The sequence below is a fragment of the Ruegeria sp. AB11 genome (genome assembly GCF_056536325.1).
On sequence record NZ_JBQFJO010000001.1, the window covers coordinates 1140240 to 1152027 of the forward strand.

Sequence of the window (11788 nt, forward strand, 5' to 3'; positions counted from 1 at the left end):
GAAGAATAAAACAAGAACATCCGAGGCGACATGATCGAGATAGCTGGTACTCAATATGCGTTGAATGACCCCGTCATCCTGATCACTGGCGGAGTTGTGGCGTTGATTCTGCTCTTGCTGTTTCTATCGCTACGGGCGTCACAACGCTCGGCCCGGATGGCCGAACCCTTGGCCCGGCAGATGGCCCATTTGGGACAGCATGTGCAGCAACTAGGCCAAGGGCAGGAGCAGCTACGCGGCGGATTGCAGCATGTCTCGGACACGCAGGCCAATGCGCAGGTGCAGGTGATCCAAACTGTCGAATCCCGTCTGTCGTCGGTGCAGCAGCAGATGAATGACCGGCTGGCAGATAACGCGATGAAATCGGCGCGCGCCTTGGCTGAGATGCAGGAGCGAATGAAGGAATCGCTACATGGCTCATCGAAACAGACGGCGACCTCGCTGACTCAACTGCAGGAACGTCTGGCGGCCATCGACAAGGCTCAGGACAATATTACCAAGCTGTCTGGCGACGTATTAAGCCTGCAGGACATCCTGTCGAACAAACAGACGCGCGGGGCGTTTGGAGAAATTCAGCTAAATGATATCGTCTCAAAGGCGCTGCCATCGGATAGCTTTCAGTTGCAGGCGACATTGTCGAACGGACGGCGGGCAGACTGCCTGATCAACCTGCCCAACCCCCCAGGCCCGATCGTGATCGACAGTAAATTCCCGCTGGAAGCCTATGAGGCGCTGGTCGGTTCGACCAATGACATGGAACTGAAAGCTGCCGTGCAGATGTTCCGCAGCACGGTTCGCAAGCACATCAACGATATCTCCGAGAAGTATATTCTGGACGGTGAAACAGCTGATGGGGCGCTGATGTTCCTGCCGTCCGAGGCGGTCTATGCCGAGCTGCACGCCAAGTTCCCGGAACTTGTGCAGGAGAGTTTTTCGAAACGCGTTTGGATCGTTTCACCAACCACTTGCATGGCGACACTGAATACTATGCGCGCGATCCTCAAAGACGCGCGCATGCGCGAGCAGGCCGGTGCCATCCGCAAGGAGCTGGGAATGCTGCACAAGGATGTGGACCGTTTGGGTGAACGTGTCTCGAACCTGGATCGCCATTTTGGTCAGGCGGCCAAGGACATCTCGGAAATCAAGATAAGCGCCGAAAAGGCGGGTCGCCGGGCGCAACGTTTGGACAATTTCGATTTCGAAGAGCTTGCGCCGGATGACCACACAAACGTCGTGCCGCTGGGAAAAACCGAAGGCTGAGCGTTACTGGATGGATAGGTCCAGATTATAACCAACCGTCTTGCCGGTGTCGCGATCGTTCCCCATCAGATAAACACGTATGGTGTAGTCGCCACTATCTGGAAGCTCGATCCGGGCGGTATTGCCATCAATTGAACCATTGTAAATTGCAACCCCGTCACTGTTCGGCGGCAGGATATTGAAATAGATCACTCCATAACCGTTGGTGTCACTGACCTTGAGGTCGGCGAACATCTCCTGCCCAGCCTTGGCGCCCAGTTTATAGTCGAAATACTCGTTTCCGGTTACAGTACCATTCACCATCGTACCGAAATTGCCCGGTTGGAATTTCACGTCTGCTGTCATCTGAGCGGAAACGCTGGCTCCGAAGGCCATCAACAGCGCCATAGTTGCCATCCTTAACATTGCTGAAATCCCCCAGTTGGTTAGCGTCGATAAACAACCCTACCATAACGGATCAGATTCGAAGGAATGGCTGGAACAGGCGCGGCATCAGCTTGCTGAACTTCAGTGGAGCATCGGTGACGGCCAGACAAATGCAGTCTTCAGAGATGTCTGCCGTAGGCGTGTGATGGATAGATTGGTCTGCAATTTCGACATCGCCGCGGTCGAAGCGGTCGATCTCGTCAGAGAATGCACCCTGCAGGACCATCGTCAGTTCTATGCCATTATGGCTGTGATCCGGCACCGCTGCCCCGGCGGGGATAAACAACAACCGGGCGGTGGCTTCGCTGGTCGTGGGCAGGATTGCCTGTTTGACACCCATGCCGACGGGCTTCCATTTGATCGCGTTCACGTCGCCGCCAACATAGTCCTGCAGCGGAGCCGGAAGAACTGCACAAGATGGGCGCGCGGGTTTCGCCTTTGGTGTGCCCTGAGCAATCAATGCCATTGTTGCCGCCAGCGAACCGTCGCTCATGCTTGCAGACGCATCCTGTTCCTGCAGGACACATCCGCCAACTGCGTCAAAGCTTTCAGCGCGGGCGCGGCAGTGGTCGCAAAGAGATAGGTGCGTGGCGACCATCAGGTCGAACGCTTCGGGCAGATTGCCTGAGGCATAGGCCATCAGCAGGTCGTCGGTCAGGTGATGTTTAATCTCGTTTCTCATGCTCGTCATCTCAGTTCATCGCGTAGCGCAAGCGGTCCAGCGCCAGCCGTATCCGTGATTTGATCGTTCCCAACGGTAACCCGGTCTGAGATGCGATTTCTCGATGGCTCAGATCTCCGAAGTAGGCCTTCTCGATCAGCTGTCTTTGCGCCTCGGGTAATGCCGCCATGGCATCACGCAGCTGCGCGGTTTCCTGTTGCAGCGCCAGAACGTCTTCCTGTTCCGGCTCCGCCTCTGGCCCCCACCAGAGGTCTTCGGGTTCAGGGCGGCGTTGCTTTCGCAATACGTCAATGCGCTTGTTTCTTGCGATAGTGAACACCCAGGTCGCAACCGTTGCCCTTGTCGGGTCAAACAGATGCGCCTTGTGCCACAAGGTCGCCATGACCTCCTGCGCGCATTCCTCCGCCAGTGCAGCGTCTGACCCGGACTTGATTAGAAATGCCTTTATTCGAGGTGCAAAGTGCTGGAACAGTTCAGCAAATGCGATCTGATCCTTCGCATCTCGGATGCGACGGACGTGATCCACCCATTCCTTTCTCGTGTCACAACCTTTGTTTTGTCCGTTCACCGATTTACCTTTAAATCGTTTGGCTCCGTGCACGGCACTTTTGACAGCAGGTTGTGCTGCCGCATCGTCCAAGGTCACGGTATCTATCTCGGTAAACATAACCTCATTACGTTGTCTGACCCAAGTTGGATCAGTCTGGTGCAAAAAATTTCATCCAAAACGAGCAGTATTTCGTAATGTATGATGTATGGGCATTCGGAAATGGATGTCTTTTGAACAGTTTGCAGTCAGTACGGAACATCTGCGTTATGAACACTGTTGATCACATCGCGGGTCATACCTTTCACGGGCGCAAGGGTGCGATCGATAATTCGTTTCGCTATTCAATCGATTATGTTCTGTTTGACCCTGAAGCATGTGCCAAGACGCCCTTTTTGTTTTCGTTCAACAAGGTAAATCTGACCGGATGGCGAGATAGCGATCACGGTGGTGAGCCTGGTCGGGGTCGCGGCGCGATTTGGCTGCGCGAGTGTTTTGAGGCGCAGGGTATTCCTCAGCCGGATCAGATCACTCTATTGACCCAACCGCGCATGCTTGGGCATGTGTTCAATCCCGTGAGTTTCTGGTTCTGCTTTGATGATGGGAATCAGCTCTATGCTGTGGTTGCTGAAGTGACCAATACTTATGGTACGCGTCACAGCTATCTGTGCCACAAACCCGATCATTCGCCCATTGCGTCAACAGATCGGATACTGGCTGACAAGTTGATGCATGTCTCGCCGTTTCAAGAAATTGAAGGAACCTATACATTTCGGTTTGATTATCGCGACGAGCGCGTGGGTGTCTGGATCGATTATGGTCGCGACAGCGGGGGGCTGATCGCCACCCTGACGGGTTCACGCCGGCCGCTTAGCAACCGCATTATTCTTAAATCGCTCTGGCGCCGACCGTTCGGAGCGCGAAGGGCGGTGTTTCTGATCCACTGGCAAGCGCTCAAGCTATGGGTCAAGCGCGCCCGTTTCAGCCCCTTTCGCACCGCTCCCGTCCCTGATCAGCCTGTATCGCGTTCACATCAGTAAAGCCCTCTGCTTTGCGCAAGATCAAAGACGGTCGCCTGTGGCATCGTTCAGATAACAGTGAACCGCGAACACGAGGAGTTGGGACATGTTGGAAATCTCGGCAAGAAAAATCGCTCAGGTTGCCATGATGGGGCGAGAGCTGAACCGGGCCGAGGGCGAATTACGCGCATTCATCGAACGCATGAGCGAGGATGAACAAGCAGAACTGGTCGCCGTCATGTGGGTCGGTCGTGAGAGCTTCTTCGCTGAAGATCTGGCCGAGGCCATTGCAACCGCAAAGTCCGAGGCCTCAACCCCTTGCGCGGATTATCTGATCGGAACGCCGCATTTATCCGATCACCTGGAAAATGGGTTGGATGCGCTGGGAATCTCTGCTGAAGATGTCGAAAACGATCTGATGTAATCCCTGATCTCGCGTTATGGCGTATGGATTGGTCCGGATGCTGGCGCGTCGGATTGGTTGATCCGCTTTCATTAAACAATATTAATGCGGCGTTCCTACGAGGTTAATGTCGAGTTCTTTTATCAGGTTCATCAACGGCAACGATGAATACTGGAGAAATTCGACATGGCACACGTCAATACAACCGCAGCTGATCATCGGTCTCTGTGCTTCGGCCAGTTTGCGAGCCAGCCTGAGGCCCCATCTGCATGGCAGCGTCGCAGAGTTTACAACAAGACTATCCGGGCGCTTGAAAAGCTCAATGATCATCAGCTTAGCGATATCGGCATCTCACGTGCTGAGATACGGCAGCGCGTATATCGAAACGTTTATCACAACACGCCCTATCAGGCCTGCTCTTAGGCACTGTCCGGTGCGATCCGAAAAGCAATCTATGTAAGTAAGCGCGAGGTAACGAATATGCTGGATAGTAACCCAAACCCGAAACAGACCGTGTCTAACAGTGCGCTGTTGTTGTTCGATCAGGCGATGAGAATGCGCGCAATCCAAGCCGATATCGTTCGCGCCGGTCAAGAGCTGAACCGTCTTTCAGATTTCGAATTATCAGAGCTTGGAATCAATCGCTGCGATGTTGAAGCGGTGATAGCGCAATATATTTGACGGCCGTCAGCGACGCCACAATGTGATCAGCCGCTTCGCGTGTTCGAAGCGGCTGATTGCGTTTTAGGCGGTGTGGTCCACGATCTGCAGGTGTTGCGCCAGTGTGTCGATCTCACCCATCCAACCCTGTACCAGTTTCGGATCACTTGGCGCGGCGTGGACACCGGCAGGGATAGCACGGTTCAGGACGGCTTCGACTGCAAGGGACACCGGGATCGATACCAGACGGGCCATGGCCGTGCCGCGTTCGTCACCCCAAGCGTCCATGACATAGGTCTTATGCCAGACCTCAACGCCGTCTTTCTCGGCTTTCAGGCCCACACACAGAACCACGCGGTCGGGTTCGCTCTCTTCATAGGCGTTTTCTTCCCAGAACTGATCCGACATCTCTTTCAGGCGGGCGTCGCCTTCCGGCCCTGCGAGGGTCTCGATTTCAGTAAACACATCCGACCACGCGTCAGCCCAACCGTTCAGGCGCAGGGTGCCGCGGACAAATTCCTTGACCGGCCAGTGATCCTCGAACTGGTACTCGGCCTTAAAAGGGATTGAATCGCGGTTCGGGTAGACCTCGAAGCTTTCGGGCGTGGGCAGCGGGGCGATATAGCTGCTGATCGCGTCCCACGGGCGCGCGACGTCCAATGGGGCATAGTCGCGGATTGATTTCGACGGTGAGCGCAGCGCCTTTAGAACACCTAACGGTGACCAGCTGAACTTGTAGCGGAACGGGTTTGGGTTCTTCGGGATCCCGCCGCAATACGAAATAAAGCTTAGGTGGTTCTGGGGATCGAACGCGTCCGATGCGCGGTAGTCGGCGACCAGAGCATGCGCCATCAGGTGGTCGATCCCAGGGTCCAACCCGACCTCGTTGACAAGCGCCACACCGGCCTCGCGCGCCTTGTCGTCCAAAGCGCGCATCTCGGGCGCGATGTAGGAAGACGACACAAAGTTGGCCTCTTTCGAAATTGCCAGCTCTGCCAGTGGCACATGCCAGTCACCCGGCAGCATCGAGACGATGATGTCGCCCTTCTCAAGCACCGCGCCTAGGGCGTCGATGTCGAAGGCGCGGATGTCATCAGTCAGGTCTCCGACCTCGGCCTTGGCCTTCTCGACGGTCCGGTTCCAGACCGCGACCTTGTGCCCGCCTTCGATTAGGCGGCGCAGGCCGGGGATGGCCGACAGGCCGGTGCCACACCAGTGAATCGTCATCTCTCAGATCCCTTCGATATGTGTTTTATAGGTTGCCTCAGCCCGCCCCCAAACACCGCTGTCCAGATCGGTCAGCGTCAGCAGGGACGGTAGCAGTTGCGCCGCGTAGTCTTGCGAGCTTTCGACGGGCAGCATCGACGGCAAATTGTCGATGGCCATCACATCCATGACCGGGTTGGTCGCCACGCGCAAAGCAGGGGCGTTCCATGTGGTGGCACGGTCATAGACCGGCACTGGGTTGTAATCGCTGTCCGGGTCGCAGGCCACGTCGCCGATGGCCGTCAGACTGCGTTGTGCGCTCAGAGCATCGCGCGGGACAAAAACCGGGGTGCCCGGTCGGGCGAAGATGCAGTTCAGGAAGAGATCGTGATCAAGGATTTCGGGAAATGGCCCGCCGCTGGACGTCTCGGCAATGTCCCATTTGGTGACGGCGACCCCCATGGCCTCGCACATATCGGCGGCGCCGGTCCCGACACGGCCTAACGCGCCGATGACGATGGCGCGGGGACGGTCGGCTCCTCTAGCGTCCAGTTCGGCCATCAGTTCATCATTCAACGCGTCTTTGTTGGCATAAACACCAACGGGTGGGCATGCCTGCCCGCGTTGCTGCGCTGCCCATGTCTTCAGTGTAACCGCAGCACCGGCGTAACCGGCCCAATAGCCAAAGGCAGCAACCCTGCGGCCATCTGCGTCCACCAGATATTCCAAGTCAAAAAGCGTGCCGCCACCGGCCTTAAACCGCCGCAACAATTCGCGTCCAGAATGCTGACCCTTATAAGCATGGCCAAACATGATGTGGCGGTGAGGCAAGGGCGTGCCATCCTCGGGCAGCTCTTTTAAGCCAAAGACGATTGCGTCAAGCGGGGCTTCTGGCCACGAATTCTCGGACGCGATTTCGCAACCTGCCTGTCTGTAACCATCCAAAGGAATAGCCCGTACAGAGCTTTCTTCGACCGTCACCCGAATGCCTGCAGCGATCAGTGCGGCGGCACCTTCAGGGGTAAGCCCGACCCGTTCCTCGTTCGGGCGCTGTTCCGCCCGGACCCAGAGATGTGTCATCATACTTCCTTTTGTCAGAGCATTCCGGCGGCGCGCACCGCCTGAACCGATGGCCGAGCCTCCATCGCCTCGCGGAAGGCGATGATCTTGGGAAAGGCCGAAACGTCGACGCCGTCACCTTCCAGCCAGCTACAGACCACATAGAGGTAAGCGTCGGCTAGCGAGAGTGTCTCACCCAACACGAACGGACCACGCAGCCCGTTTGAAACGATATAGTCGCATGACGCGGTCATCGTCTGGGGTACCTTGTCCTTCATGTCCTTCCAACTGGCCTTCTTGTCCGCCCAACGAGGCCCGCGCAGTTTGTGCGCGTGGTTCACATGCATGGTCGAGGCCAGATAATACATTACCTCCCGCATTCGCGCTGCCATCACGGGATCTGCCGGAACCAGCCCGGCCTCGGGTGCTTTGGCGGCAACAAACTCCAGTAGGGCGCCGGTTTCAGTCAGAATGCCACCATCAACCGCAAGCGCAGGTACACGGCCTTTGGGATTAATTTGCCTGTACGCGGGCTTTGTCTGCTCGCCACCGGCGAAATCAAGCTGCACGGCTTCATATTCCAAACCGGCCTCTTCCAGCGCAATCGCCACAGCGACTGAGATTGTGCGGGGGGCAAAATAGAGCTGCATCCGTGCCTCCTTACAGGTGGGTTTGGGCAAAATGCCGATCTGGTGCTTCTAGATGGGGCACTGCATTGAACAGGACCGGGCTCAGCTGTGAACCGATTGGGTGCAGACGATGCATCGACGTATTCATGATGGCAAGCGCCACCCGTGCCATCGAAGTGATATCCAGCATCATAGCCTGCCGGACCACCATCGAGATCAGCCCCCCGGATGTCACAACAATCGCGGGCCCGCCTTCGGTCCCGATGTCGCGCAACGCGTCGCGGACGCGGGTTTCAAATTCGACGAAGGTCTCTGGCGGGTTTTCAATTTCGCCATTGGCCCAAGCGGTAAATGTCTTGGGAAGATGTTCCACAAACTCTTCGCGGTCGATTGGAATCGCCACGCCATGTTGCTCATGAAACAGCTGCGCGAGGGTGAAGTACTCAATTTCGTTGAGGCGCGCGTCGTGCACAGGTTCGGCCAAACCCATGCTGGCTGCTGTCTCCACATGACGTGTAAGGGTGCCACAATAGACCCGAGGGTGATGGGCCTGGGTATCTTTCAGATGCGCACCCAGCCAACGCGCTTGCTGGTGGCCCAGATCGCTGAGCCTGTCGTAGCTATTCTCGTCCCGCGCGGCGGTGTTGGCCTGCCCGTGACGCACCAATGTAATGAATGACATTTCAAACCCTCTTGCGACGAAGTCTTAGGGCAGCTTCGCGTTCGGGGCCAGAGGGGTTTGGGGAAAAACTGCATCAATTCACGCCCCTCCCTTGCGAGCTAATCTGACGGGCGTATTGTGCATTCTGGTTGATCGGGGGAATGTAATGGCAGTCGACGAAAAACGGTTTCTGGAAGATCTGCATAAATTACGGCAGTTCGGAGCTTCTGGCGTGGGCAAAGGTGTCATTCGGCCTGCTTATTCTGAAGCTGACATTGCAGCCCGTCATTGGTTGGCAGGCCGCATGGCCGAAGCCGGGTTGACCCCCCATTTCGACCCGGTTGGAAACCTTTTCGGATTAGCCGAAGGACCGTCGCTGTTGATGGGGTCACATTCGGACAGCCAACCCGAAGGCGGCTGGCTGGATGGCGCATTGGGTGTGATCGCGGCGCTTGAGGTCGCGCGGTCCAGTGAGCAACCTATTTCAGTTGTCAGCTTTCAAGATGAAGAAGGTCGGTTCGGTGTCACAACGGGCTCGGCGGTTTGGTCTGGCGAATTGGATCTGGAACGGGCAGATGAGCTGACTGATCATACCGGAGAGACCTTTGGTTGCGCACGCGCGGCGATGGCGGATTGTGCCGCTAGTTTCGTCGACCCGGGTCGGTTCACCGGGTTTGTCGAAATGCATATCGAACAAGGCCCCTCGCTTGACACGCAAGGTGACCAGATCGGTGTTGTTACCGACATCGTCGGCATTCGCGATATGGTGGTTCAGTTTGATGGCCAGCAAAACCACGCAGGTACAACGCCCATGCACCTGCGACGCGACGCATTTCAAGCGCTGTCCCTGTTCAACACACGCCTTAATGACCAATTTCGTAACGTCGTAACGCCGCAAACAGTCTGGACAATTGGGCATGTAGACCTGCATCCCAGCGCGTCCTCAATCGTGCCGGGCCGTGCGCGTTTTTCGATGCAGTGGCGCGATGGAGATGCAGATCGGCTGGCAAGGATGGAAGAGATCATTCGCAACACCGCGAGCGATATCGCCGCACAAACGGGTGTGGAGCTTAGCTTTGGAGCCCTTCTGGGCTTGGAGCCTGTGGCGATGGATCACAAACTTCGCAAAGCGCTGGAAGCGGCTGCCGAGCAGATCGCGCCAGGCCGGTGGCGACGGATGCCATCAGGGGCTTTGCATGATGCAACCAATGTTTCGCGCATGATGCCGGTTGCGATGCTGTTTGTTCCGTCAATTGGTGGAATCAGCCACGATTTTGCCGAGGATACAGCCGAAACTGACCTGGTTGCCGGCCTCAAGGTTCTGGATTGTGCGGTTCAGAAACTGAGGTCATGAATGTGATAAGGTGCTGTAAGATCTGAGCTTCTACCTTCGTGTGGTCTGGGAAGGATTGGAAAAGCAAAGCAGTAAGTTAGGCGCGATCTAAAGAGTGTTGCTTAATGGAAAAAAGTTTCCTATAGGAACATTATTAAAGCATACACTCGCATACGAGCCTGGCCAGTCCTTGGTCTGCCATCGAAAACCGGGGCTGAATCGTTGCAAAATATTCAGCTTGGGTCAGACTGACGGGATAGCTTCTGTTCACTATATAATAAGAAGGTAGCCATCATGACATCCTTAAGACGCACGCCTCTTCACGCTTTGCATGTTGAGTTGGGTGGTAAGTTGGTTGATTTTGCTGGGTGGGAGATGCCTGTTCAGTATCCATTGGGGATTATGGGGGAGCATAAGCAGTGTCGTGAGAAGGCGGCGGTGTTTGATGTGAGCCATATGGGTCAGGTGATCCTGAAGGGCGAGAATGTGGGCGAGAAGCTGGAAGCTTTGTGCCCGCAGGCCTATGCGACGTTGAAGGAAGGCAAGGCGCGGTACGGGTTCTTTACGAATTCGGATGGCGGGATAATGGACGATTTGATCGTTTCGAATGCGGGCGATCATTACTTTGTGGTGGTGAACGCGGCGCTGCGGCATCAGGACATTCCGCATATGCGCGAACATCTCGACGGTGTTGAAGTGATCGAGATCTTCGACCGCGCGCTGGTGGCGGTACAGGGCCCTGCGGCGGAAAACGTTGTGGCCGAGCTCTGCCCTGCGGCGCGGGATCTGAAGTTCATGGAAACCACGGTGGCCGATATCAACGGTGTTGAATGCCGTATCTCGCGGCTGGGCTATACCGGCGAGGACGGGTACGAGATCTCGATCCCCGAGGACAAGGCGATAGAGATCACCAAGGCCTTCCTGGCGCATGAAGATTGCGAGGCGGCCGGTCTGGGCGCGCGCGACAGTCTGCGGCTTGAGGCGGGTCTGTGCCTTTATGGCAATGACATCGACCAGAGCACTTCGCCGATCGAGGCCTCCCTGGCCTGGGCGATCCAGAAGCGCCGCAAGGAAGAGGGCGGTTTCCCGGGCGCGGACCGTGTGCAGAAGGAACTGGCCGAAGGTCCCGCCAAAAAGCTGGTGGGCATCAAGCCCGAAGGCCGCGCACCGGCGCGTCAGGGCGTTGAGATCCAGTGCAGCAATGGCAATACAATCGGCCAGATCACCTCGGGCGTGTTTGGCCCCACCGTGGGTGGACCGGTGGCGATGGGCTATGTCGCGGCAGGTCATACCGAGCCGGGCGAGACGGTGAACCTGATCATCCGGGGCAAACCGCAACCGGCGCAGATCGTGGCGCTGCCCTTCGTCAAACAGAATTACAAGCGTTGAAGTCAGGAGAGAGAGACATGGCAACCTATTATTCCGAAGAACATGAATGGCTGGCTGTTGAGGGCGACACCGCCACGCTGGGCATCACCAAACACGCCGCCGAGCAGTTGGGCGACGTGGTGTTCGTGGAACAGCAGGAAGCAGGGGACGAGTTCGAAAAGGCGGCGAGATCGGCGTGATTGAATCCGTCAAGGCCGCGTCCGAGCTTTATGCGCCGGTCGATGGCGAGATCACAGAGGTGAACGAGGCGCTGGCTGACAATCCCGGTTCTCTGAATGACGACCCCGAAGGCGAAGCCTGGATCTACAAGATCAAGATTGCGGATGCCTCGCAGCTCGAAGATCTGATGGATGAGGCCGGCTACAAGGCCTTCATCGGTTAACTCTCAATTGGGGCCCTGTTTCCGGGGCTCCGCCCGTTCGGGCCTGAAACTGTCCCCTGGACAGTTTCCAAGACGGCCCTCACCCCACGCCGGAGGCTCCCGCAGCCGCCGCCGAACCTGATCTATCCTTGA

The 11788-nt window shown here is 56.7% G+C and carries 14 protein-coding genes and 1 pseudogene; 8 read left to right on the forward strand and 7 right to left on the reverse strand.

The window, feature by feature from the left end:
- Nucleotides 1–30: 30 nt before the first annotated feature.
- Nucleotides 31–1260 (forward strand): DNA recombination protein RmuC, encoded by a 1230-nt coding sequence (locus ACR3EJ_RS05810; RefSeq protein ID WP_170541735.1) that lies wholly within the window; start codon nucleotides 31–33, stop codon nucleotides 1258–1260.
- Nucleotides 1261–1263: 3 nt separating this feature from the next.
- On the opposite strand, the gene ACR3EJ_RS05815 is transcribed toward ACR3EJ_RS05810, so the two are convergent.
- The 3 genes from ACR3EJ_RS05815 to ACR3EJ_RS05825 form a co-directional block, all read right to left on the reverse strand.
- Nucleotides 1264–1647: a hypothetical protein gene (locus tag ACR3EJ_RS05815; protein WP_260023345.1), complete on the reverse strand. Its 384-nt coding sequence runs from the start codon at nucleotides 1645–1647 to the stop codon at nucleotides 1264–1266.
- Nucleotides 1648–1717: 70 nt separating this feature from the next.
- Entirely contained in the window at nucleotides 1718–2368 is a 651-nt protein-coding gene (locus ACR3EJ_RS05820; protein WP_170541732.1) for a ChrR family anti-sigma-E factor, read from the reverse strand.
- A 10-nt stretch (nucleotides 2369–2378) separates the two neighbouring features.
- Nucleotides 2379–3035 (reverse strand): sigma-70 family RNA polymerase sigma factor, encoded by a 657-nt coding sequence (locus ACR3EJ_RS05825; RefSeq protein WP_170541729.1) that lies wholly within the window; start codon nucleotides 3033–3035, stop codon nucleotides 2379–2381.
- A gap of 149 nt (nucleotides 3036–3184) precedes the next feature.
- Here ACR3EJ_RS05825 and ACR3EJ_RS05830 point away from each other — a divergent pair, with 149 nt between their 5' ends.
- From ACR3EJ_RS05830 to ACR3EJ_RS05845, 4 genes are all read left to right on the forward strand, one after another.
- Nucleotides 3185–3955, forward strand: a complete 771-nt coding sequence (locus ACR3EJ_RS05830; protein ID WP_170703578.1) for a DUF1365 domain-containing protein — start codon at nucleotides 3185–3187, stop codon at nucleotides 3953–3955.
- 85 nt (nucleotides 3956–4040) lie between these two features.
- Complete coding sequence (locus tag ACR3EJ_RS05835) at nucleotides 4041–4358, forward strand: DUF3775 domain-containing protein (protein ID WP_010438669.1); 318 nt, start codon at nucleotides 4041–4043, stop codon at nucleotides 4356–4358.
- 165 nt (nucleotides 4359–4523) lie between these two features.
- Entirely contained in the window at nucleotides 4524–4760 is a 237-nt protein-coding gene (locus ACR3EJ_RS05840) for a DUF1127 domain-containing protein (RefSeq protein ID WP_170541723.1), read from the forward strand.
- 57 nt (nucleotides 4761–4817) lie between these two features.
- A complete protein-coding gene (locus ACR3EJ_RS05845) occupies nucleotides 4818–5018 on the forward strand; it encodes a DUF1127 domain-containing protein (protein WP_170541719.1) in 201 nt (66 codons plus the stop codon).
- 63 nt (nucleotides 5019–5081) lie between these two features.
- Here ACR3EJ_RS05845 and ACR3EJ_RS05850 read toward each other — a convergent pair whose 3' ends face one another.
- From ACR3EJ_RS05850 to ACR3EJ_RS05865, 4 genes are read right to left on the reverse strand one after another with little or no spacing between them, the layout of a single operon-like run.
- Nucleotides 5082–6224, reverse strand: a complete 1143-nt coding sequence (locus tag ACR3EJ_RS05850; protein ID WP_170541716.1) for a saccharopine dehydrogenase family protein — start codon at nucleotides 6222–6224, stop codon at nucleotides 5082–5084.
- 3 nt (nucleotides 6225–6227) lie between these two features.
- Nucleotides 6228–7283: a saccharopine dehydrogenase gene (locus ACR3EJ_RS05855; RefSeq protein WP_170541713.1), complete on the reverse strand. Its 1056-nt coding sequence runs from the start codon at nucleotides 7281–7283 to the stop codon at nucleotides 6228–6230.
- A gap of 14 nt (nucleotides 7284–7297) precedes the next feature.
- Nucleotides 7298–7912 (reverse strand): glutathione S-transferase family protein, encoded by a 615-nt coding sequence (locus ACR3EJ_RS05860; protein ID WP_170471854.1) that lies wholly within the window; start codon nucleotides 7910–7912, stop codon nucleotides 7298–7300.
- A gap of 10 nt (nucleotides 7913–7922) precedes the next feature.
- A complete protein-coding gene (locus ACR3EJ_RS05865; RefSeq protein WP_010438686.1) occupies nucleotides 7923–8573 on the reverse strand; it encodes a histidine phosphatase family protein in 651 nt (216 codons plus the stop codon).
- A 145-nt stretch (nucleotides 8574–8718) separates the two neighbouring features.
- Here ACR3EJ_RS05865 and ACR3EJ_RS05870 point away from each other — a divergent pair, with 145 nt between their 5' ends.
- From ACR3EJ_RS05870 to gcvH, 3 genes and pseudogenes are all read left to right on the forward strand, one after another.
- Entirely contained in the window at nucleotides 8719–9906 is a 1188-nt protein-coding gene (locus tag ACR3EJ_RS05870) for a Zn-dependent hydrolase (RefSeq protein ID WP_170541711.1), read from the forward strand.
- Between the two features lie 273 nt (nucleotides 9907–10179).
- Nucleotides 10180–11274, forward strand: a complete 1095-nt coding sequence (gene gcvT, locus ACR3EJ_RS05875) for a glycine cleavage system aminomethyltransferase GcvT (protein WP_480422848.1) — start codon at nucleotides 10180–10182, stop codon at nucleotides 11272–11274.
- A 17-nt stretch (nucleotides 11275–11291) separates the two neighbouring features.
- A pseudogene (gcvH, locus tag ACR3EJ_RS05880) lies at nucleotides 11292–11656 on the forward strand (glycine cleavage system protein GcvH).
- The last annotated feature ends 132 nt before the right edge of the window (nucleotides 11657–11788 follow it).